At 56.6% G+C, this 23,540-nt stretch carries 18 protein-coding genes; 8 read left to right on the top strand and 10 right to left on the bottom strand.

Annotated features, from left to right (window positions below; all coding sequences use genetic code 11):
* Positions 1 to 152: 152 nt before the first annotated feature.
* Positions 153 to 1,856: a serine/threonine protein kinase gene (locus tag SH421x_RS09700; RefSeq protein ID WP_488855271.1), complete on the bottom strand. Its 1,704-nt coding sequence runs from the start codon at positions 1,854 to 1,856 to the stop codon at positions 153 to 155.
* Between the two features lie 217 nt (positions 1,857 to 2,073).
* Between SH421x_RS09700 and SH421x_RS09695 the strand changes: the two genes are divergently transcribed.
* Genes SH421x_RS09695 through thiO form a run of 3 tightly spaced genes read left to right on the top strand, consistent with a single transcriptional unit; the run spans position 2,074 to position 4,160 of the window.
* The gene (locus SH421x_RS09695) at positions 2,074 to 2,313 is read left to right on the top strand and encodes a glutaredoxin family protein (protein ID WP_488855270.1); all 240 of its coding nucleotides are present in this window, start codon (positions 2,074 to 2,076) and stop codon (positions 2,311 to 2,313) included.
* 3 nt (positions 2,314 to 2,316) lie between these two features.
* Positions 2,317 to 2,991 carry a TIGR04282 family arsenosugar biosynthesis glycosyltransferase gene (locus tag SH421x_RS09690; protein WP_488855269.1) on the top strand — a complete coding sequence of 225 codons (675 nt, stop codon included), beginning with the start codon at positions 2,317 to 2,319 and terminating at the stop codon, positions 2,989 to 2,991.
* The gene (gene thiO / locus SH421x_RS09685) at positions 2,976 to 4,160 is read left to right on the top strand and encodes a glycine oxidase ThiO (protein ID WP_488855268.1); all 1,185 of its coding nucleotides are present in this window, start codon (positions 2,976 to 2,978) and stop codon (positions 4,158 to 4,160) included. Before SH421x_RS09690 ends, thiO begins: the two co-directional genes overlap by 16 nt.
* A gap of 8 nt (positions 4,161 to 4,168) precedes the next feature.
* On the opposite strand, the gene SH421x_RS09680 is transcribed toward thiO, so the two are convergent.
* Positions 4,169 to 5,305 carry a protein-glutamate methylesterase/protein-glutamine glutaminase gene (locus tag SH421x_RS09680; protein ID WP_488855266.1) on the bottom strand — a complete coding sequence of 379 codons (1,137 nt, stop codon included), beginning with the start codon at positions 5,303 to 5,305 and terminating at the stop codon, positions 4,169 to 4,171.
* Positions 5,306 to 5,582: 277 nt separating this feature from the next.
* On the opposite strand from SH421x_RS09680, the gene SH421x_RS09675 reads away from it, so the two are divergent.
* From SH421x_RS09675 to SH421x_RS09660, 4 genes are all read left to right on the top strand, one after another.
* Positions 5,583 to 6,854: an NAD(P)/FAD-dependent oxidoreductase gene (locus SH421x_RS09675; RefSeq protein WP_488855265.1), complete on the top strand. Its 1,272-nt coding sequence runs from the start codon at positions 5,583 to 5,585 to the stop codon at positions 6,852 to 6,854.
* Positions 6,855 to 6,861: 7 nt separating this feature from the next.
* Positions 6,862 to 7,764, top strand: coding sequence for a radical SAM protein (locus SH421x_RS09670; RefSeq protein WP_488855264.1), 903 nt, complete (start codon positions 6,862 to 6,864; stop codon positions 7,762 to 7,764).
* Positions 7,765 to 7,768: 4 nt separating this feature from the next.
* Entirely contained in the window at positions 7,769 to 8,557 is a 789-nt protein-coding gene (locus tag SH421x_RS09665) for a metallophosphoesterase family protein (protein WP_488855263.1), read from the top strand.
* Between the two features lie 121 nt (positions 8,558 to 8,678).
* Positions 8,679 to 9,806: a hypothetical protein gene (locus tag SH421x_RS09660; protein ID WP_488855262.1), complete on the top strand. Its 1,128-nt coding sequence runs from the start codon at positions 8,679 to 8,681 to the stop codon at positions 9,804 to 9,806.
* Positions 9,807 to 9,812: 6 nt separating this feature from the next.
* On the opposite strand, the gene SH421x_RS09655 is transcribed toward SH421x_RS09660, so the two are convergent.
* From SH421x_RS09655 to SH421x_RS09640, 4 genes are read right to left on the bottom strand one after another with little or no spacing between them, the layout of a single operon-like run.
* On the bottom strand, positions 9,813 to 11,342 hold the full coding sequence (locus SH421x_RS09655; protein ID WP_488855261.1) for a hypothetical protein: 1,530 nt from the start codon (positions 11,340 to 11,342) through the stop codon (positions 9,813 to 9,815).
* Between the two features lie 35 nt (positions 11,343 to 11,377).
* A complete protein-coding gene (locus tag SH421x_RS09650; RefSeq protein WP_488855260.1) occupies positions 11,378 to 12,196 on the bottom strand; it encodes an ExeA family protein in 819 nt (272 codons plus the stop codon).
* Between the two features lie 9 nt (positions 12,197 to 12,205).
* Positions 12,206 to 13,354, bottom strand: coding sequence for a tyrosine-protein kinase family protein (locus SH421x_RS09645; protein WP_488855258.1), 1,149 nt, complete (start codon positions 13,352 to 13,354; stop codon positions 12,206 to 12,208).
* Positions 13,354 to 14,679, bottom strand: coding sequence for a hypothetical protein (locus tag SH421x_RS09640; RefSeq protein ID WP_488855257.1), 1,326 nt, complete (start codon positions 14,677 to 14,679; stop codon positions 13,354 to 13,356). Before SH421x_RS09640 ends, SH421x_RS09645 begins: the two co-directional genes overlap by 1 nt.
* Positions 14,680 to 14,963: 284 nt before the next feature.
* Here SH421x_RS09640 and metH point away from each other — a divergent pair, with 284 nt between their 5' ends.
* Positions 14,964 to 18,686, top strand: a complete 3,723-nt coding sequence (gene metH, locus SH421x_RS09635) for a methionine synthase (RefSeq protein WP_488855256.1) — start codon at positions 14,964 to 14,966, stop codon at positions 18,684 to 18,686.
* 75 nt (positions 18,687 to 18,761) lie between these two features.
* Here the strand turns inward: metH and SH421x_RS09630 are convergent, their stop codons facing one another.
* The 4 genes from SH421x_RS09630 to SH421x_RS09615 all read right to left on the bottom strand — a co-directional run bounded on the left by SH421x_RS09630 (position 18,762) and on the right by SH421x_RS09615 (position 23,465).
* A complete protein-coding gene (locus tag SH421x_RS09630; protein WP_488855254.1) occupies positions 18,762 to 19,550 on the bottom strand; it encodes a CBS domain-containing protein in 789 nt (262 codons plus the stop codon).
* 275 nt (positions 19,551 to 19,825) lie between these two features.
* Positions 19,826 to 20,899, bottom strand: a complete 1,074-nt coding sequence (locus SH421x_RS09625; protein ID WP_488855253.1) for a leucine-rich repeat domain-containing protein — start codon at positions 20,897 to 20,899, stop codon at positions 19,826 to 19,828.
* Between the two features lie 254 nt (positions 20,900 to 21,153).
* Positions 21,154 to 22,026: an HDOD domain-containing protein gene (locus SH421x_RS09620; RefSeq protein WP_488855252.1), complete on the bottom strand. Its 873-nt coding sequence runs from the start codon at positions 22,024 to 22,026 to the stop codon at positions 21,154 to 21,156.
* 212 nt (positions 22,027 to 22,238) lie between these two features.
* A complete protein-coding gene (locus SH421x_RS09615; RefSeq protein WP_488855251.1) occupies positions 22,239 to 23,465 on the bottom strand; it encodes a BaiN/RdsA family NAD(P)/FAD-dependent oxidoreductase in 1,227 nt (408 codons plus the stop codon).
* Positions 23,466 to 23,540: the final 75 nt, after the last annotated feature.

The raw sequence follows: 23,540 nt of genomic DNA, 5'->3' as shown, positions 1-23,540 counted from the left end.
ACGTGGACAGCGACCACGATTTCAAGCAATATGCGTAAGTTACTAAATAACAATAGCTTACGCCGTACAGGACAGCCAGAACGGCCGGTCGAAAGATGACAAATCGCCAAGTCCAGGCAAATGCAAGCCACCCACAAGTGCTACAAAATACCCTACCCAACAAGGCAGCTCGGTACGATCGGCGCAGCTGTACTCGTCGTCTGGAACCCATTCCTGCGCGGTTGGACTGGCGGAGGTTGCTCTGGAGGGGTTTGCATCATCACAGCAATGATTCCGGCGACGATCAGCAAAACCAGCAAGCCAATCGTGATCCAGATAGACATCGGGATCCAGATAGACATCGGGATCCCAGCAAAGTTATCGCGCCTACCACGTTGCGCACTGCCGGCTTTACGTGACTTCTTGTCGCGCGTCGTGGGTTTCTCATTCACGCGCAGTTGTAACCCGTCGCGTGAAATCAAAGTCCGACTGTTTTCATTGACCGCCGGCGTCGGTTCGTTAAACGAGATGTCCAAAACCCCGCTAGCGCCAGGATCAGACAGCGACGCAATCAAATCGTCGTCCAAGGCGCGGGCAACCGGCAAAGACGACTTACTGCGGTTCTTGCCAGAGAGGCCTGCATCGGTCTCGACTCGCTGGCCACGGACCGTTTCCGTGTTGTGCTCGTCCCCCTCTTCCAACAGTTCGGCGACGCGCGGCATCGAAGAGGGAATGATACTGGTCTTCTCGCCTTCGCTCCGCAGGCGGTTCTCTTCGTTCCGAGCCAGACGAAGCTCGATCTCGTCGCTGGCGGCAGTCGACTCTTCTTCCCCCCCGCTGCAGCGCTGCACTAGCCAGTTGCGTAACACTTCGCCCACTTCTTTGGCCGACTGATACCGCTGCTCCGGCTTTTTCATCATCAGCTTTTCGCAGATCTTCGCCAGAGACGCCGGAACACTGGGGCGGATCTTCCGGATCTTCTCTGGCATGATCGTCTGGTGCTTTGCGATCCGTTGAGCCAAGCTTCCCTCTGGAAACGGAGGGTGCCCCGCCAACAGATAATAGAGAGAACAGCCCAGGCTGTAGAGATCGGCGCGACCGTCGACCTTGTGACTGTTGACTGCTTGCTCGGGAGAAAGATAGTCGGCCGTTCCCAGCACGCTCTCTTGATTGGCGATCGTTAGGCTGGTCGCGTCATCGCGTGTGAAGCGGGCCAACCCCATGTCGAGCACTTTGACGATGCCGCTGGGGTCCAGCAACAAGTTCGCAGGCTTAATATCGCGATGAATAATCCCCCTCTGATGGGCATGCTCGAGCGCTTCGGCCGCTTGAGCGATGTACTCAGCCGCCAGTTCGATAGGGAGCGCACCTTTTTCGCGGACCAGAATCTGCAAATCACAACCGGGTACATATTCCATCACGATGTAATGGGTGTCCCCTTCGTTGTCGACGTCAAAAGCGCGCACAATATTGGGATGATCCAGTTGAGCGGCCGCTTGAGCTTCTAAATGAAAACGCCCTAGATAGGATGAATCTTTGACACGGTTGCGCGGCAGCACTTTGATGGCTACTTTGCGCTGCATGACTGTATGTTCGCCCAGATAGACGCTGCTCATACCGCCGGTCCCCAAATGGCCGAGCAGTTTGTACTTGGAGAGGAAAAAACCTTTGTATTTGCCTTGCAGGATTTTTTCTCGATGCCAAGTGGTAATGTAGTTTTTGTGGATGAAGAAATCGGCGACTTGATCCACATCCTCCGGTAATTCTCCGCCGTTCTCAGCGCGTAATTCGGCCACGGCCTGTTCAAACTGCGTGGGGTGGATCAGCTGCGATCGCCCAGCAAGTTCAATGAATTTTTCGGAGTCAACGTTACCCATAGCGAGCCCAGTTAATCATTACGAAGCGCTGCTTCCGGTGCTGAAGCGAATGCTGCTTGATTTACGCAGTATAAATAAATGCGTTTCGGCCTGACATCGTCAAAATTATACGGTTATTTTCCTGGCCGTCATTTCGTGTTCCAATTGAAAAGCCAAGGAAGGCCTCCCTTCGCACCCCTGTCGAATCTTAACATACCTTACTACTGCGAAGCGAATCATGACTGCTCCCCACACTCGATTGTATACACGACCCGGTTGTCATTTGTGCGAAGATGCCGAACAAATCTTGATCCGGCACGGCATCTCACCAGAGCTGGTCAACATCGACGATTTTCCAGAACTTACCCAAAAGTACGGTTGTTGCATCCCGGTTGTCGAAATGGATGGCAAAGTCCGCTTTCGCGGTCGAGTTAACGAAATGCTGCTTCGTCGACTACTTGCCGCGGTAGAAGCCTAGGCGATGGAAGTCCTCGGCATTTTCTCCAAGTATTGGCGCGCCGGCGATGTAAAAACGCGACTTGGCGCCACTATCGGGTTGCCAGCGGCAGCTGCGGTTCATCACCAATTTGTGCGCACCGCTGTCCAGCGTTTACAGTCACTCGGTGACCAGCGGGTCCTTAGCTATGCTCCATCGGACGCCGGCGATGCTTTTGCCGCGCTAGCTGGCGACGCCTGGAAAATAGAGCCGCAGACCTCGGGTTCGTTGGGGGACCGGATCGCCCACTTTTTCTCGACCACTCTGGGTGGTGGTGCGACTCGGGCGGTGTTGATTGGCTCGGACAGTCCCAATGTGCCGATCGATTTTCTGCAACAAGCATTCCGTCAACTGGATCAATGCGATGTGGTTCTGGGGCCGGCCGAAGATGGCGGATACTATGCGATCGGTTTAAAGTCTCCCTGTGCACTGCTTTTTACCGAGATTGCCTGGAGCACGGCGGATGTCCTGACCCAGACGCTACAGCGCTGTCACTCGCTGGGTCTGCGAACCCAGCAGACGCCAACTTGGTACGATGTCGATACCTGGGAAGACCTGCAGCGCTTGCAAGCGGACTTGGCGCAGACTAGTGCTGAGCCTGATTTATGCCGATTACACTCTGAACTGACTACGATTCTGACCGATTGTCCGCCGCTGTGAACTCTAACGCGATTCGCCACCACTGTTCGGCTGCTCACGTTGATTGCCTGATCATCGGCGGAGGTGCTATTGGACTTTCGCTCGCCTACGAATTAGCGACGCACGGCATGTCCGTCACGCTGCTTGAGAAAGCGACGGTCGGCAAAGCGGCCTCATGGGCCGGCGCTGGCCTCCTGCCGCCGGCGACACTTGGTCAAGCAGTCGAACCGCAAGAACAACTACGAGCCCTCAGTCACCAACTGCATGCCGAGTGGTCAATTCGTTTGCGGGAAGAGACCGGGATCGACAACCAATTTGAACGTTGCGGAGGCTACTATATTGCGCGCAAGGCCGGCGAGGCGGCCGCGCTAGCGACCACGATGAGCCAATGGGTTGAAGAGGGGATCGTTGTCGAACGAATCTCTGCCGAAGAACTCCATCGCCGCTTACCGCAGTTAGCGCCGGAGATTCAACCGCGCGCCGCCTATCATCTGCCGGATGAAGCGATTTTGCGCAACCCCCGGCATTTGCAAGCTCTGCACCAAGCGTGTCGACAACGCGGAGTCGTGTTTCACGAGAGCACCGAAGCGATCGAGTTTGAATTGCAGCAAGATCAAGTCGCCGCATTGGTCACCAATCAAGGTCGACTGACGGCCGACAACTACTGCATCGCCGCTGGAGCCTGGTCGCAACATTTGACCGATTCGCTGCTGGCGATGGTCGGCTTTTCGCATGCGGCGAAAACGCCTGAAATCGAACCGATCCGCGGGCAAATGGTGCTGCTGGATGGCGATGCCCGATTCTTGCCGACGCCGATCAACGAGGGTCCGCGTTATCTGGTTCCGCGTCAGGACGGATTGGTGCTGGTCGGATCGACGGTTGAGGAAGCAGGCTTCGACTGCACCGCGACTGCCGAGATCGCGCGTGAGTTGCACGACTTTGCCGCTACGCTTGTCCCGCAGCTACGCAATGCGGTCTGCCTGCAAACCTGGGCGGGGCTGCGGCCGGCGAGTATCGACGGGATACCTTATATAGGCGCGATGCCAGGGGTCACCAACGCCTACATCGCCGCCGGTCATTTTCGCAGCGGCTTGCATCTCTCTCCAGCGACCGCCGTGCTGCTGGGGCGCATGATCCGCAAGGTCGACGTCGATTTTGATCTGTCGCCATTTCGCGTCGATCGCAGCTGACCGCTCGGTTAGCGCGAAGCGACTTGGCCGCTGCGAATCTTTTTGCTCTCACGCGCAATCAGCTGCGCTGCTTCTTGCAGGTCGAACTGCTTGTCGACATTCCCTTCTAGAAACGCGACCCGGTTCATTCCATAAATATCGGAACTCGCTTCGTCTTGCCCCAGGACATACCCGCCGGCCGCGCGAATCGCTTTGCAGCCATCCGAGCCATCGCGTCCCATCCCAGTCATGACGACGCCCAGACAAGCTTCGCCAAACGCTTTGGACGCCGAGCGCATCATGACGTCGACCGAAGGACGATGCCCGCTGACAGGATCTCCATCGAAGACCTCAAGCCGAAACTGGTTGCGGGTGTGACGGAGGATTTCTAAATGTTTGCCCCCCCGAGCGACATAGGCATGTCCTGACTCCAAAATGTCGCCGGTGACCGCTTCTTTCACTTGAATTTCGGAGAGCGTATTTAGTCGGTTGGCGAACGCACGGGTGAATTGCTCGGGCATGTGCTGCACAATCACGATCGGCGGCAATCCGGCCGGCAAGGTTTCAAATAAAGAGGTCAGCGCAGGAGGTCCGCCGGTTGAAATTCCGATGGCGATACACTTATACCCACCTTCCTGCGGCGCGGCGACCTGAGCAAAACGCTTCGGCGGTGTCACCGCTTTGATGGGCTGGCCAGTGGCGCTGCGACGCTTGCGTCTGGTTTCGGCTCGGGCACGTCGGATTTCGATCACTTTTGAAATGTCGGTACCGACCACGGTCCGAATCTTCCGAACCAACTCGTCGCGCATCACCGTTTCGGCCTGAGCGATCCCCGCTGGCTTGGCGATATAGTCAAAGGCGCCGCGCTCGAGCGCGTCGAGCGTTATGTCACCGCCCAACTGAGTCATGGCGCTGACCATAATTACCGGAATCGGGCGAATGGCCAATAGCTTGTCGAGCGTTTCGAGACCATCCATGCCTGGCATTTGCACGTCCAACGTAATCACGTCGGGCTTCAATTGCTCAAGCAGCTTTAGCGCTTGATAGCCATCTTTGGCAGTCCCGCAGACTTCGATTTCATCTGCGTCGGCCAATTGATCCGCGATCAGAGTACGCATGAGCGCAGAATCATCCACGATCAGTACGCGAGCCGTTTTACCAGTCATTTTTCGCTCAATTGATTGCGTTCAGCCCCCATTGCATCGCAAGCGAAGCATCAGAGGGAACCTGCCCCATTTTCGAGAATTCCTTTACAAAAATAGGCCAAAAAAACGATGTCCCGTCTACGATCGCCGTTTGTTGCCCACATCCGCAAAATTCAAGCCCCTAAAACCGCTCGATCGTGTGCCGCAGCCGGCAGCATGTTCCCAATTATCGCGCTAACCGGTACGCTAGAGCTAACCGACCAGCTGTTCCGAATCCCCCATTTCGATTGCTTCCTTTATGTCTGTCGATGCTCCAGCAAAAATCACGATTCTGGGCGCGGGACCGATCGGTCTCGAAGCTGGTCTCTACGCTCGTTTTTTGGGCTACGAAGTCGCGATCTATGAGCAAGGACGTCCCGCCGAATCGATTCGGCGCTGGGGCAGCGTCCCGATGTTCAGCCCATTTGGCATGAACAGTTCTCCCTTGGCCCGCAGCGCTCTGGCCGCTCAGTCTGCGGATGATCTGCAGTTGCCTGGAGTGGACGAGTTGTTGACCGGCCAGGAGTACGTCGATCGCTATTTGCAGCCATTGGCCGAGTCGGACCTATTGTCCGACAGTCTCCACTGCGGCTGGACTGCAATCGCGGCCGGGCGTGCAGGACTTTCGAAGTCCGACATGGTCGACGAAGAGTCGCGCCGCGACGCCGATTTTGTCGTCGTGCTGCGCGACCAAGATGGACGCGAGCAAATCGATCGCAGCGATGTGCTGATTGACTGCACCGGCCTGTTTGGCCAGCCAGGTTGGATCGGCTGCGGCGGCGTTCCGGCCCTCGGCGAACAGTCGGCTCGCCCGCATATTGAGTTCGGACTGCCCGACATTTTGGGAGGCGAGCGTGACAAGTACGCTGGCCAACATACGCTGGTGATCGGCGCTGGCTACTCGGCGGCGACCAACGTCTGCGCCCTGGGGCAGTTGGCCCGAGAAGCGCTAGACACGCAGACCACTTGGATCACGCGAAAGGCGACGCGCGCTGCTGGCCCGTTGCGGCAATTTCCGGAAGACCCGTTGCCAGCACGCGATCGCTTGGCGTTGCAAGCCAACGAACTGGCCACCAATACCGAACCGCATGTCATGCACTGGCCGTCATCCACAGTGACAGCGATCCACTACGATGCGCACAGCGATCGCTTTCAGGTAACCCTGGCCGGTAAGCATCCAGGCGTGCACGAATTTGATCGGGTAATCGCCAACATCGGCTTTCTCCCCAACATCGAGTTGACCCGCTCTTTGCAGATGCATTACTGCTACGCAACCGAAGGTCCGCTGAAGCTGGCCGCCAAGCTGCTCGAAGCCGGTTCCGTCGATTGTCTCACCCAACCGGCAGGCGAAGCCGAGCTGCTGATCAATCCCGAGCCTGACTTTTATGTGTTGGGGGCGAAAAGCTACGGACGTAACTCGCAGTTTCTGATAAAAAATGGCCTCGATCAGATTCGGCAGTTGTTCACCATCATCGGAGATCGCGAGAATCTCGATCTCTACCGTCAATTTTTACCCGCTAACCAACCATAGAGTTCGCGTGCCAGCCGGTCTTCACCCGCAAGTCGCTCCGTCTCATCTTGATGCGCTTTGGTTTCAAGTGACCGGGCTGCGCTGCAATTTGGCTTGCCAGCATTGTTTTGTCAGTTGCCATCCCAAGAACGACAGTTTCGCGTTTCTCTCGCCCGCCGATGTGCAGTCACGCTTGCAAGAAGCGTCTGAGCTGGGCGTAAAAGAGTTCTATTTCACCGGGGGTGAACCGTTTCTGCATCCGCAAATTGTGCCGATGCTGATTGCGGCGCTCACTTACGGTCCGGTCACCGTGCTAACCAACGGCACCGTGTTAAAGGCAGACTGGCTTCGCCGGCTGCGTGATGCAGAAGAGCAGGGGATCTACTCGCTGGAATTCCGCGTTTCGATTGATGGATTTTCGCCAGAAACGAACGACCCGATCCGCGGCGAAGGGACCTTTGCTCGCGCGATGAGCGGCGTTCAATTGCTGGTAGAACATGATTTTCTCCCGATCATCACCGCAGTGAAAACCTGGCCAGACAGCGAAGAAGCGGCGACCGTCGATCAATTTGCTGCGGCGCTGCAAGCCATAGGGTACACGCGACCACGGATAAAACTGTTACCGACGCTGCAAATTGGCGCCGAAGCTTCGCGCTCGTGCGGCTACGCCGCCGATGATCGGATCACGCCTGAGATGTGGGACGGGTTTGATCAGCGCACCTTGGTTTGCGAAAACAGCCGCGTCGTCTCGGATCGCGGCGTGCATGTCTGCCCGATCTTGATCGAGTCGCACGACGCGCTGCTGGGGCAAACTCTTGCTGAGTCTTTAGTTCCGTTTGAAGTTTCGCACGGAGCCTGTTTTACGTGCTATCAATTTGGTTCGATCTGCGCCAACCCCGCTTCGGCCATCACGCGGGGAGCAGACCGCTAACGCTATGACGACGCGCATCGCCTGTTTTGGCGGAATCTATAATAACTATCTAGCGCTGGAAGCCGCGATCGTTGACGCTCAACAGCGTGGCGTGGAGCAGATGTTTTGCTTGGGGGATCTTGGCGCTTTCGGCCCGCACCCAGATCGCGTGTTCCCTCTGTTGCAACAGCACAACATCGCCGTCGTCCGAGGAAACTATGACGACTCGATCGGTCGCGGGCTGAACGATTGTCAGTGCGGGTACACCGATCCGCGCGACAATTACTTCGCCCAAATCAGTTATGACTATACGCTGCAAAACACGTCCAGCGTCAACCGCGCCTATCTACGCACGTTGCCGGCAGAAATCCGTTTGGAGATCGAAGGGCGCCAGATTTTGCTCTGTCATGGTAGCCCGCGACGCACTAACGAATTTTTATGGCAATCGACGACATCGACCTCCTTTTTAAACTGGCTTGCAGATCAACAGCAGGCCGATCTGATCTTGGCGACTCACACCGGCATCCACTGGGGACGAGAGCTATCGAACCGTCGAGCGTTCGTCAACGTAGGAGTCCTGGGGCGGCCCCCCAATGATGGCCGAACCGAAATCTGGTACACGATCATTACGATAGATAAGCAGGTTGGAATAAGCTGGCAGTTTGTACCGCTTGCGTATGATTTTCGCCGTTTAAGCCAAGAGATGGCCGCCGAACGACTTCCGCCAGAGTTTATCGAGACGATCCAAACCGGGTGGTGGACGACTTGTCTCGAAATTCTTCCGGCCAAAGAACGCCGATCTGGGCTTTATTAAGAGCCCGGCAATCGCATTCGTCGACGGCGGCAATTGCAGATAAATGTCTATCCATCCCGCCCGATAGCGTTATATTAATGAGATAGTCAATCAAATCGACGCAGATTGGGAGCGTTAAGATATGTCGCCGCGAAGCTTTGCTTGCTTGCTACTAGTGTTGGTAAGTTTGCCAATCGGGGCCACCGAACCAGAACAATCGGCGCCGCCCAAATTAGCACAACCTGGCGCTCCTTCAATTGCCACGGAAGCGTCGCAATCCGCAGCCGCACCAGCAACGGATCGAGCCGTGCGCAGCGCGATTCGCCAATTGGATAGTGACACCTTCGCCGAACGACGCGAAGCAGCCGAATTTTTACGGGATTCCGGCGCAGCGGCGATTGCTCCGCTTGCCGATGCCTGTCGCGACGGCGCCGGCGAACGTGTTGCGCAGTCGATTGAAATTCTGCAATCATTTGCCACCAGCGAAGACCGCGATGTCAGCAGCGCTGCACTTACAGCACTGCAAAAGATCGCCGCTGGCGAAAATGCAACTGCCGCCAAGCTGGCCGCAACTGCCGTCGAGTCGACGCAGGCGATTCCGGGTCGACAACCGGCGATGCCGCTCGGGAGAGGAACCAATCAGAGGGGACTGGATCCTTTCATGAATCCATTCGGAGGTCGCGGGCGCAACTTCAACATGTCGACCGTCCGCAACAACGGCCAAGAGAAAATCAAAATTACGGATGGCGATCGTCGCGTCGAAATCGACAAAGCCGCAAACGGTGCGCTGCGGATTGAATGGCAAGATGGCGAGCAAGCGGCGAAAGTCGCCAGTGCGGCGGATGCTGATGCGTTGCGCACTGCACATCCCCAAGCGGCCGCCGTTTACGACGAGTATCGGATGCTCATTGCGGCCGGTCCTGGAGTCGAAGGCCCTGGTCCAGGCTTGTTTAATCTGCCTATGCGTTTTGGCGGGCTCCCGTTTCCGCAGCCAATGCAACAGATGGACGAGCATTTTGAGCGCATGCGAGCCCAGCATCAGCAGATGATTGACCAGATGCGCGCCCAACATGAAATGCATCTGCAAGAGATGCGTCCGTTTGCTCCGCCGCGCCCGCTTTTGCCGCCGACGCAAGTGCGTCAGCTACAAGCAGAAGCCGAACGTCTTCACGAACGTGTGCAAAACGGAAACGTCGACGACACCACCAGAGAAGATATTGATCGGTTGCAAGATCTACTAGAAGAACTACAGCGTCAGGCCAACCAGTAGCCGACGCTACCTTGCAGGTGGCCCCGCTTGATTGGCGTCGGTAATCAACAGCAGTTGCATCCCTGGTTGCTGCTGCTCAGTCAAGACGCGTGCTGCGGATGCCCACGGCAGTGACTGCACCAGTTCTGCGGCGAGGTAATCGGCCATCTGACGAGTGCCGGAAGTAAGCACCACAATTGTCTGTGGCTTCGCCAACAGCTTCTGTTGCCAGGGCTTTAGAATGCCGGAACTGGTATAGGCAAGTGGGATCACTTGTTTGAATGGATGTTGGCTTCGATAGAGAGAAGCGACCGGCAAGCGACTGTAATCAGCCAACTTTCCTTCGTTCTGCTCTAGGTCGTCCGATTCGATCAAGCGTGAGCCGATCAACAACGTCGAATCAGGAGGAAGTTGCAGCTGGTTCAGTTGAGCGATAGCGCCGCGCCAATCTTGCCGCCGCTGCTGCGTCCAATGATCGGGCAAATGAAAACAACAGATGGAAATCACCAAGCTCGCGGCGATCACCGCTCTGGCTTCGATCCGCTGAATCCGCGCGACATTCAATCCGCACCAGACGAAGAGCAGTGCCTGGCTTCCCATCAAATAACGACGCAAAAACAACGGCGTGATTTGAAAATAGGTGAGTTTCCACGCAACAATAATCGGCGCCATGGTGGCGAAGATCGACCACATCCAAATGGCTGTCGCTGCGCCCCAGCCTTCCAAACGCTGACGATTTGGAAAGAGGCGATTCAAGCCCAATCCGATGATCCAAGGCAAAATCCCAAAGGGAATAATCGGCAAAATTTCTAGGATATGCAGGGGGTTATCGCTGTGTACGAAAATCGTCCAATTGCTGCGACGTGCATAGATCAGGCTCAACTGTGCAGCAAGCGGCAGCAGGGTCAGCCCCAGCCCGACCGACATCCACAACAAGCGTTTTCCGGCCGCATGTCCCCAAGCAGCCAGGATCAGCGGCGGCAGACAGGCAGCCACAAAAAGAGCTGCAATCAGATGCAAATGAATCGTCACCGCCGCCAGCAGCACCCACAGCAGAGCGTCGCGCAGCGCAAAGTCGCGCCATAAACGCATCGTGATCGCAAACAGCGCCAGACATCCCAGTTGAACCGCCGCGTAAGGTCGCACTTCGGTCGCGTAAAAGATCATATCGCGGTCGAGCGCGATTAGCGCCGCAGCGACGCAACCAGCCAAGCCTGACCCGCTCCAATCACGAACCAAAATCGCGGTTCCGATCAGCGTGATGCAACCGCAAATGACGGACGGCATCCGCAACGTCCATTCGTCTTCGCCAAAGAGGACGACCCATGTTTTCAGTCCCCAAAAATAGAGGGGACCATTGTTACCCTGCAGCGCTCGATCCGCGACATCGCTCCAGTCGCCGTCGATCGTCCAGGCCGAGTGCAGTTCGTCCAGCCACAGACTTTCAGCCAATGGCAGCATGCGCAGTCCTAACCCTAACACCGCAATCAATAACAGCGATCGCCAGAACAGGCGAGCGGTTAAGGGGATATCCAGCAGTGGCGGTGCGGCGTTCACTCGCTAGATTGTAGCGAATAGTCGATTGCTGACGACTAGTCCGCCGAGACCGCGACCAATTCTTCGTGGACCGCTTCGATTTGCTCCGCCGTGATGACCGATTGTTCTTCGGCGAACGCGATCAACAGCGCCAAGTCACATAGCCGATTGATCCGCCGTGGAGCACCGTTGGTGATCTGATGCAAGCGGTCCAGCGCCTCCGGCACAAAGATCTCGCGGCGAGCGCCGGCCGTCGTCAAGCGATGCAGCACGTACGAAGCGGTTTCGTCCGCCGTCAGCGGTTTGACCATGCATTTGACAGCCAACCGCGTTTCAAAAGCAGGAGTCCGGCGCAGCGCCGGCAAGATTTCGGTCTGGCCGACCAGCAGCAGCGTCAGGTCAAGCATCCCATCCGTTTCGAGATTAGTCAGCAGACGCAATGTTTCGAGTGCACTGAAATCGGCGACCAGGTGCGCTTCGTCAATCACCAGCACGGCATGTTTGCCGTCACGCGTGTTTTGACTTAAACCGCGACGAATCGCTTGCACGCTGTCAGCAATGGTTGACGTCGCCGATTGTTCGACTCCGACCAGTTCACGCACAATATAGGCCAACAGTTGATCGGCCGGCATGTACGGAAACACCACATGCACCTTCGGCGTAAACTCCTCCGGTAGTTGCTCTAACAGCAACTGGGCCAACAATGTTTTGCCCAGGCCTTCGCCACCGGTTAAGAGCGCCGCGCCACGACGATTTTCGACCGCATACCGCAACTTCAACAACGTTCCCTGAGCCGATTCGGCCGGGTAATAGAACGCCGGAATCGCCGTATTTTCAAACGGGCGAGCCTTCAGATTCCAATAGTCTTCATACATTCTGGTTTACTAACTGACGAAGTTTTCGGTGACGCCCAAAATGGAGACGTCCGCATTGCCTAAGCGCCGCACTACTTCCGCTACTTGAGAGTCTTCGGAGATCCGCTGATCCCGCACGATCATCGCCGCATCGACTTGATTAAAGCGGGTCGGAACTTCGTTGATCTGGCCGATATCGACCAAGATCATGTCGTAACTCCCCTTCATGCACTGCAGCAACTGGTCCAATTTGTCGGGCGATCCCTTCGACAAGCAAGGAGCCAGCGTCAGATTGTCAGCGACCGAATGGATCGCGGCGTCTTCGGCCGTTGGACCGCCGGCGGCGATCGCTTCCCAACCATGCTCGACACGCACTCCCAGTCGAGTCGCTAGTTCTGGGTTGGTGTCGCTGGCGTCCACAATTGCCGTTTTCATACCGCTATCGGCCAACAGCTTCGCCAGACACAACGTGAGGGTCGTACAACCTTCGCCAGTAGCAAAGCTATACACCGCAATCACCTTTTTTCCTTGGGCGCCCACGTCTACCAGGCGATCGCGCACTTCGGCAAAGCCTTCGACTCCCCGCTCTAGCAACATCTCGATCGTCGCCGGCCAGGCGAAACGAGGCGCTTCCCATTGCGGATGAAAGGTCGACGGCGCCGAACTGCTTTTGGTCAACATGCTTTCCCATTCCAACCGATCAGTCGTCTTACCGGTCGGCGGAGTAATCTTAGGGGCAGGCGACTTGTCGGCCTTTGGCGACTCGACTGCTGACATCGCTTTGGCGGCGGCAGGCTTTGCTATCGGCTCTGGCAGCTTTGTGGACGCAGGCTTGGCAGTTTGTCGGTCGGATCGCACGCGTTGCAAGATCCGATCAACAGCGGCAGCTACTGCGGCCGTATTTTGTGCTGAAGAAGCGAAAACCGAGGAATCGGCAAGCGGTTCTTCGGTCGGATGCTGTAGCTCAGAGGCTGGTTCCGATTGATTCAGGTCACCATCGCTGGAGGGCGATTCGGGTAAATCGATTCGCAGCCCCTTCTTTCGCCAATCGTACAATTGCTCGATTGTCGGGCCGCCGGGAAAGACAGGCACTCCGCGCGCATACTCAGAGGCCGGATCCTCCAAGACAGGCGATTCCGGTCCATAAGCACGAATGAAGGCTCGATCCAAAGAACTCATTAGCGAAACCTCGATTCAGTCGTCGGTTCAGAATTTCCATTTAGTCGGGCTTGCGCCGGACGATTCGCGGCCGGATCGCCCGGTGCGAAATAGGTTTGCTGAGGAACTGGAGCCGTTCCCCCAAACGGGTCGAACGATGCCTGGGCGGGTTGGCCATAACGACTACCATCTCGCCTAGGTTCCACCGCTACAGGCATTCCCAATTGTGCCGTATTCGGAGGCAAATCTTGACTCATGGCTCCCTCGAATCGTGGAGCAGCAGCAGGCGAACTTGAACCGGCGGCAGGGCCGCGAGGCTCATCTTTCCACCAATCGGCGTCGGCGTCACTGCGGCTATCGGCCGGTAGGGTTGCGCCATAGCGAGGTTGCGCCGGATTGTCGCCGGTCGGCATGCTTGCACTACTCGTATCGTAGCCTGATCCAGCAGGATACGAGCTTCGATTGGCTGCCTCGGGACGCGTAGCGATCAATTCTGGCGACGCAGAATTGCTCCCTTGCAACAGGTCGGCCGAACTGAGCGGTTGCGTGCGATCGCCGGCAGCCGGGCCAATTGCGGCTCGACCACTTACCTGCGACGTTCGGAAACTGGCCGAGTCCTGAGCGGCTGGCTCTTCAAACGGAGCAAATTCGCCGCTCGACTTATTGCGCCCACTGCTTTGCAGCGGAGGAGCGATATCGATCGCGGCGGTCGCTTCCGGCTTTACTTTTTCTAGGTCCAAATGCTCAGCGTGCGAGTGCTGGTCGATACTCGGAACGCTGCTAGCAGGCCCAAAGCCGGGGGCTGTTCCCAGTTCGCCCAGTTGGATATCCGTTTCAAACGGCGGAGCCTCATCCGCGTCAGCAGCCGGATACGGATTTTTGCCCCGTTGCCCCGACGAAATCTGCAGCGTTCCCCACAGCAGCACCGCGGCGATCATCGCCAAAAAGAGCCGGGTTCGCCAAACCGGCGCTTTCACGGCTTTCATGCGCTGACGGCGGCCTTCGACTCCGTCATACAGCGGCTTGCGGTGGGCGGGAGAGGTCGCATCGGCTTCGCTGGACGCCGGCGTTTTACCAATCGGAGGACGCGGGGATGTTGATCGGTGCGAACTGTGCGGAGACCGCGGCGGATGCGCTGCGTCGACGCGATAAGATCTTTTCGGCGGATCCACCGGCGGAGCGTCTGCAATCAGCGGTTGCTGATCGATGTCCGCTTCCACGGCCAGCGGAGCGGCTGACGACTTTGGCAGTACCGCCAAGTCAGGCATACGCAACAAAACCCGAGGCAAAGCAGGAACGAGCCGGGCTGCTTGCTCCGCAGTATTGGGGGTTGCTGTTTTTGTCATCGTCGTGGCTTCCTTGCCTATTTTCGCAATCTCGACGCCATCTTGGCGTATTTCTAGTCCATCATCACTTCGGATCGGGTACCGAGTCTGCAGATCTTGAGCGTTAGATAAGAAAAATTGACTTTGCCGGCTAGGCGAAGTTTTGCGGAAACTGCTTTTCAGATGAACCTTGTCGCATAAATGGCAATCTGGGATACTTAGAGGGCTACAAATCTTCCTTTGTTGACAGCATTGCTCTGACCAAGTCCGTACGGCAGCCGCCGGCGGCTGATAAAGATCCAAGAATGGCGATCGCGACACCGACTGATAGCAAGCATCTCGTTTACCAGGAACTCGACAAACGGATTCTCATCCTCGACGGAGCGATGGGGACGATGGTCCAGAAATATAAACTGGACGAAAACGCGGTGCGCGGTGCGCAGTTCCAAGGATTTACCAAAGACCTGAAGAACTTTACCGATATTCTTTGCCTGACGCGCCCCGACATCATCGAACAAATCCATCGCGAGTTTCTTGAAGCTGGCGCTGATATCATCGAAACGAATACTTTCGGCGCCACACCGGTCGCGATGGAAGAATTTGATCTTTCTCATCTTGCGACCGACGTCAACGTCGCAGCGATCCAGCTAGCACGCAAAGTTGTTGACGAGTTCAATCAGCGGACCCCGCACAAGCCGCGGTTTGTCGCCGGTTCGATCGGACCGACTAGCCGCACCGCGTCGATGTCTCCCAAGGTAGAAGACCCCGGCTTCCGCAATGTCACCTTCCAGCAGTTGGTCGATTCGTACCTAGTGCAGATCGCGGCGATGGTCGAAGCGGGCGCAGACCTGTTGTTTCCTGAAACCACCTTCGACACGCTCAATCTAAAAGCCTGCTTGTTTGCGATCGAGAAGTATTTCCGCGACAACAACGTGATCTTGCCGGTCATGGCCTCGGTGACGATCACCGACGAGAGTGGGCGCACGCTCAGCGGCCAAACGGTCGAAGCGTTTTGGAACTCGGTCGCTCACTTTCCGCTGCTCAGCGTCGGGGTCAACTGCGCCTTGGGCGCCGATAAGATGCGGCCCTATGTGCAAGAGCTCGCGTCGATCTCGCCCGCCTATATCAGTTGTCACCCCAACGCCGGCTTGCCGAACGAATTTGGGGAGTACGACGAAACGCCAGAACAGATGGCCGCCACGCTGGTCACCTTCGCCGATAACGGTTGGCTGAACATCGTCGGCGGTTGCTGCGGCACTTCGCCGGCTCACATCAAAGCGATCGCCGACGCGGTCGAGCACAAAGCGCCTCGCGTTCGCTCGACTCCGCCCGACTTCACGCGACTGTCAGGGCAGCAAGCGCTGACGATCCTGCCGACCTCGAACTTTACGATGATCGGCGAACGGACCAACGTCACCGGCTCACGCCGCTTTGCCCGCTTGATCCGCGAAGAACTGTACGAAGAAGCAATCGCTGTGGCGCTGGAGCAGGTCAACAGCGGCGCCAACGTGATCGACATCAACATGGACGACGCTTTGCTGGATGGCGAAGCGGCGATGGCTCGATTTTTAAATCTCATCGCCGCCGAGCCCGATATCTGCAAAGCGCCGATCATGATCGACAGCTCGAAATGGTCGGTGATCGAAGCGGGGCTTCGCTGCGTGCAAGGCAAACCGATCGTCAATTCGATCAGCCTCAAAGAGGGCGAAGCCGACTTTCTGGCTAAGGCGCGACTAGTCCGCAGCTATGGCGCCGCCGTCGTCGTGATGGCGTTTGACGAAACCGGTCAAGCCGTCGAAAAAGATCCCAAAGTCCAGATCTGCAAGCGAGCCTACGACCTGCTAGTCAATGAAGTCGGCTTTCTGCCGAGCGACATCATCTTTGACCCCAACATTTTGACCGTCGCCACCGGGATCGAAGAGCATAACAACTACGCGGTCAACTTTATCGAAGCTTGTCGCGAGATCAAACAAGTTTGCCCCGGCGCCAAGATCTCTGGCGGCGTCAGCAATGTTTCGTTCTCGTTCCGCGGCAATGACTTTGTGCGAGAAGCGATTCACGCCGTGTTCTTATACCACGCGATCAAAGCAGGCCTCGATATGGGCATCGTCAACGCCGGCCAATTGGCGGTCTATGACGATGTCGCGCCAGAACTTCGCGAACTGATTGAAGACGTCCTTTTCAACCGTCGCGCCGACTCGACCGAACGTTTGGTCGACTATGCCGAATCGGTCAAAGATCGCAAAGCAGGCGGCAGCGCAGCAGTCGAGGATCTCTCGTGGCGTGAATTATCGGTCCAAGAACGTCTAGCGCACGCATTGGTCAAAGGGATCGATAAGTTCGTCGTCGAAGATACCCAGGAAGCGCGCCAGCACTATGATCGCTGTTTGCGAATTATCGAAGGTCCGCTGATGGACGGGATGAACATTGTCGGCGACCTGTTTGGCGCCGGTAAAATGTTTTTGCCCCAGGTAGTTAAAAGCGCCCGCGTCATGAAAAAAGCGGTCGCCTATCTGCTGCCGATCATGGAAGAAGAGAAGATCGCGCTCGGCGAAGTAGCCCAAGATGTGCGCGGAACCATCTTGATGGCGACCGTCAAAGGAGACGTCCACGATATCGGCAAGAACATCGTCGGCGTGGTCCTGGGTTGCAATAATTACTCTGTGATCGACCTGGGCGTGATGGTCTCGTGCGACAAGATTTTGGCCGCCGCCAAAAAACATGGCGTCGACGCGATCGGCCTCTCGGGCCTAATTACGCCCAGCTTGGACGAAATGGTCCACGTCGCCAAAGAGATGGAAGCGGCCGGGTTTACCATTCCACTGCTGATCGGCGGCGCCACGACCAGCGCCAAGCATACCGCAGTTCGAATCGCTCCTGCTTACAGCGGAACGACGGTTCATGTGCTGGACGCGTCGCGGAGCGTCGGCGTTGTGGATCGCTTGTTGAGTGACGAAATGCGAGCCGAGTTTTTAGAGAAGAACAAAAAGCTGCAAGAAGACCTGGTCACTTCCTACAAGCGACGGCAAGAGGTGAAGCTGGTCTCAATGGACCACGCGCGCCGCAACAAGTTTGCTACGGACTGGGAGAGCGTCGATATTCGGACTCCCAGTTTCCTGGGCTTGCGGACGCTGCCCAAGGTCTCGCTGGCCGAACTGCGCGAGTACATCGACTGGTCCCCGTTTTTCATGTCGTGGGAGCTCAAAGGGAAGTTCCCCAAAATCTTTGACGATCCCTATGTCGGCGTTGAAGCGAAAAAACTGTACGACGACGCCAACACGCTGCTCGACAAGATCATTGCTGAGGAGTTGTTTACCGCCAACGGCGTTTACGCATTTTGGCCCGCCAATAGCGATGGCGATGACATCGTGCTGTATAGCGACGAGTCGCGTCAAACCGAGATCGGCCGGATGCACACGTTGCGACAACAATGGGAACGTCCGGGACAAAAAGACTTCCGCGCGTTGGCCGACTATATCGCGCCGATCGAATCAGGTCGCAAAGATTATCTCGGCGGATTCGCCGTTACGTCCGGAATCGGCTGTCAGGAGCTCGCATCCAAATTTGACGTGGATTACGACGACTACAACTCCATCATGACCAAGGCCTTGGCCGATCGACTGGCCGAAGCGTTCGCCGAATGGCTGCACGCCAAAGCTCGCTGCGACTGGGGATTTGGAGCAGACGAGAACCTCTCGAAAGAAGAGATGATCGCCGAGAAGTACCGCGGGATTCGCCCAGCCGCCGGCTATCCGGCTCAACCTGACCATACCGAAAAGAAGTTGCTGTTTGAATTGCTGCAAGCGCAAACCAACGCCGGCATTGAGTTGACCGAAAGCTTGGCGATGATGCCGGCGGCAAGCGTCTCGGGCCTTTTCTTTGGACATCCCCAGTCACGCTATTTTGCCGTCGACCGGATGACGCACGAACAAGTAGCCGACTACGCGCGGCGAAAAGGCTGCACCTTGGCCGAGATGGAACGTTGGCTCGCGCCAAACCTGGGTTACGATCCCGACGAGAAGTCGTAATTGATCGGCCACCGTGTCGAAGCTCGATGTCGAAGCTCGATGTCGAAGCTCGACCTCGAAGGTCCACACTGCGTGCTACGTGGAGCCAGCGGCCGGCGCGACATTATCGCCGGCCAGGCGCGGAGAAAGCACTAAAAACTTGCTGTCGTTGTGATCGGCCACGTCAAACGCCGCCGACTTGCCGATCAGGTCAAAGTGCCGCACGAATCCATGCGCCGGAATGACTAGGTTGTTATCGGCAATCTTCGTAGCAATGGCGTCTTCCACCGTACCGCGGACAAACTTGACCAAAATGCGTGAGCTGGGCGGATCGTATCCCAGCACGACGCGATCAAGCCGCGCCTTCCGATTTTTGATATTGTTCATCGGAATCACCAGGTCGCCGTTCACTTTGCGAATGTAGGCGGGGATCCGGACTTTCGCTTCGGTCAGCGGAGAGTACATGCGAAACGAGTTTTCGACTTCCCCTTCCTGCACGTCGGCCAAGTGCATGATCAAGTCAGAAGTGCTCAACACGCCACGCAGCTCTTGTCGAAGCCCCACCACCGGCAAGCAGCCGATTTTGTTGGTCGCCAAAACCAGCGCCGCTTTGGCCAGCGGCACATCCGGCGAGACGGTCACGGGGCGCTCGCGGGTGATCAACGATTGAATCTCTCGCGGCAGCTCGTCCGGCTCTTCTGGCTTCATCATGGATCGCACGACATCGCGCTGCGATACGACGCCGATCACCCGCTTCTTATCATCGACGATGATAATCCGGCGAAGGTTGTGGCGCGCCATCAAGCCGGCAACGATCTTTACATGCGTACCCACCGTGGCGGTATGCACTTTGACCGTCATCACATCGCGGACGGATCCGCTCAATTTTTCTGAAATTGTATCGAGTGATGGCATGGGCGAACGACGAGCTACTTTCCATGAGAAGCGATTTTGTCTCTGCCAGGCAATCTCTCTGGCATCACCGCAACTATAGCATGCAATTTTCGCAAATCGTTTTAGGCCAACGACTATCTCGATTTTGCGGTGAACCTCTGCTACTGGGGGTTCTCGTGAGAATCCTCAGGGGATTCTCACTGCGCAACACCGGCAGAAACAGGGCGATCGTAACGGTATTAACGATTCCGCTAAACGGCGCCCCGCTACTCTTGGACCTGATAGATATGTTGCAGCTTGATCTGGGGCGCGATCGCGGCAAACGCGGCGGCGCCTTTATCGGTTACTTTCGTGCGGGTCACAATCAAAGTCTCCAGCGATTTCGATTTCGCCAGTTCGAGGATTCCAGCGTCCGTAACCGCCGTTGAGCCCAAGTGAAGCCATCTTAGATTTGGCATTGCAGCCAACTCGGACAGATTGGCGTCGGTCAGATTGTTCGCATCCAGATTGAGCCGCTCCAGCGCTGTTAATCTGGCCAGTTCAGGCAGCGACTTGTCGGTGACCTTGCTCTTCCACAGATTCAGGCTGGTCAAATTTGACAGCTTTGCGATCTCGGCGGCGCCGGCGTCATCCACATCCGTTTCGCTGACATCCAGATCAACCAACGTCCCAATCTTCGCCAAGTCGGCCATCCCTTTGCCGCTGACCTTGGTACCGCGAAGCCGCAATTTTGCTAAAGCCGGAAATTTTGTCAAAACGGCCAGATCCTCGTCAATGGTCGGCGTTTTAAACAGGAACAGCTCTTTTAAGGCCGCGGAATCCTGCAAGTAACTGAGGCCAGCGGCCGAGACCTCGGTCTCATCTAGCCCTAACAGCTTCAGATTGGTCAACGGCGCAAGCTGCTCTAGATCGGCGTCTTGAATCGCTTGCCCGCGAAACAACAGCCGTTCGAGCTGGGTCAATTTTCCGATCGACTGCAGCGATTCGCGGGTGATCAAGACTCCCCGTAAATCCAACGACTGCAGATTTTTCAACTTCTCCAGTTCGACTGCGGAAGCATCGGTCAGTCCTACATCCTGCAGCGACAGCTTATGCAGCGTCACCGCTTCGCCCAAGCCACGAAAATCAACATCGGTCGCAATCACGCGACTCAAATCCATGCCGATCGGCTCACCTTTGCTGGAGCGAGAGACCTTTGCTCCCAGCTTCGTTAAGCGCTCGATCACCGGCGGATCCAAGGGAAACTCTTCGTGCTTCACAACCGGCGTTTCTTTTGGCATGCATCCAACCACCGACCATAGCAAAACGCTCCACAACAACAGACGAACAGAACAAATCATGAATCAGAGTCCGATGAAGGGAATAGAAAAACAGGCATTCTAACAAATGGGCAGCGTCAGCCATCACTGCAACCAAACTTCGCCGACCCAAATACGCAATATGTCATTTACGCTAGACAATATTCTATCACATCAGCCGGTCGCATAGATCCCATGCGATTGCGTCGAGAAATACCGAGTATCGTGCCTGTGATGCAGTTGCAATCACAAGCAGCAAAAATCAGTTTCGTCGCGAACGTTCCAAGAATCCCGGGCTACGGGACCAGCCAGTCGTGATACTTCACTAGTTCGACTTTCACTTCTTCGGCAAAGCGTGACAGATCGCCGATTGTCATGTCGAAGCTGTTAAGTGCGGCCATTGATAATCGATTGTACTTGCCGCCCAGCGAAGTAATTCCGACTTCGGTCATCGCCATGTTTCCCATCTCGACCGCTTTGATCATCTGAGAATAGGGGCCTCGATAGACGCCGGCCATATGATGGTATCGAATCGTGTCGATCACCAGTTCCGGAAACTTCCAGTGCCGCGCGATTCGCTCGCCGAACTGGGTATGATCAAAACCAAAGTATTGCTGTTCCCAGCGGACCTGCACTTGTTGCGACGAGATTGCGCTTAACATCATCGCAAATCGCGTATTCAGAAATTGATCCAGAACGACAATTCCCAGATCATGGAGAAGCCCGGCGATGAACGCATCTTCTGGATCGCCGATCCGATGCTTTTTGGCGAACATTCGGGCCGCAATGCCGACGGCGACCATATGTTCCCACAAACCCGATCGGCTATAGCTGCCGATCTGATCGCCTCCCAAAAATAGCTCGCTAACACTCGCCGTGATCGCCAGGTTGCGTACCTGCTTCATCCCCAAGTAGGCGATCGCCTGCTGCAGGTTGGTGACTTTGTTACGCAGTCCAAAGGCCGAAGAATTAACAAGCTTTACTACCCGCGCCGATAAAGCGACGTCGCATTCTACGATCTCGGTCAGATCCGAAGCGCTCGAGCTTTCGGCGCTGGCGATCTCCATCGCTTGGATGGCGATTTGGGGCAGGGAAGAGACCTCATCAATCCGCTGGATCAATATATCCAACGCCTCTTCATTCAATACTTTGAGCGTCGCCACCGACATGTTGGCTTACTCTCCTTTACCCCGATGAGTCACGATCCTCTCTTAGCGCATCAGCTGCTCGCCGTCATAACGCAAGCGACCTAAACGCAAAGAACCTAGTGCAATGATATGTCGTGTTTCGCCTCTGGCTTTCGCTTTCCCCTGGCATTTGCCGCTTAGTATCTGCCGCTCGCAACGGTTGTAACGGCTACGCTTCTTTGGCATTCGCTGCGTTAAGCCGAAACCCCCGCGATGTGCCCGCTTGACCACGCCCACTGGAAGTTAAAACCGCCGATCCGCCCATCGACATCACAGATTTCTCCGCACAAGAACAACCCCGGCGCGATGCGTGACTCCATCGTCTTCAACTGGATCTGATCCAGCGGCACGCCGCCGGCCGTCGCTTCGGCAACGGCGAATCCTCGATTTCCTACGATCGGCGTTTCCATCGCCGTCGTCAGTTTGACCAGCCGCTGCCGAGCCGCTCGATCCAGTTGATCGCCGGTTCGTTCAAAATCGATCTCCGCCAGCTCCAACAACAGATCGGCCAATCGCGCTGGCAGCTTCTCGCGCAGATATTTTCGCACGAAGGCCGCACCCAGCGATTGCAGCTGTGCATCGAGCATTTCACTCTGCTCGCCAGGCAGCCAATTGGCGCGCAACTGCGTCGCACCGTCCTCTTCAATCGCATTTAAATAGTGCCGACTAATGTCAAGCACCACCGGGCCCGAAAGTCCGCGATGCGTAAACAATAGATCGCCAGTCGCGCTTCTCAGCCGTTTGCCGGTGGCGCTATGCACCGAGAGCTCGGCCGGAAGGCTGACGCCTGACAATTCTTTCGGGCGCCATTCATCTGCTGCGACCAGCGGAACTAGCGCCGGAAAGATCCGCGGCGTCAGTGTATGCCCCAGCCGCTTGGCCAGTTCCCAGCCGTAACCGTCTGAGCCGGTCTTGGGAACGCTTTTGCCGCCGCTGGCAAGAATCACATGCGGGGCCATGACCTCGCCCCACTCGCCGCTGACGGCATACGACGCATCCGCTTGGCGGGCCAGTCGCGTGACGCGCCGTTTGGTTAAGATCGAAACGCCCAGCCGCCGCGTCTCGTTGATTAGCGCATCCAATACCGTTTGGGCGCGATCGGTGGTGGGGAACAGCTTGCCAGTCTCTTCGCGTTTTAGGCGAACGCCTAACTCGGCGAACAGCTCGACCGTTTGTTCAGCCGGAAACCGGGCCAACACTTTTTTGATCGCGTTGCGACTTCCTCCGCAAAAATCGTCGGCTGCTACCTGGTAATGAGTCACATTGCAGCGCCCGCCGCCGGCAATCAAGATTTTCGCTCCCAACCGCGCCGCGCCATCCAGCACCACAATCCGGCGATCGGCATTGGTCCGCGCGGCCCAGATCGCCGCCATCAGACCGGCAGCGCCGCCGCCGATGATGATTAGTTCCGCTTTGTCCACGAGCTTGTCACACCGCCCAAAAAGATGCAGTTTACCGCAACCAAGCGAGTCGCAAGGTGGGGTGGGTAAAGCAAG

The organism is Blastopirellula sp. SH421 (assembly GCF_057808535.1).
This window is presented reverse-complemented; position numbering and strand designations above follow the sequence as displayed.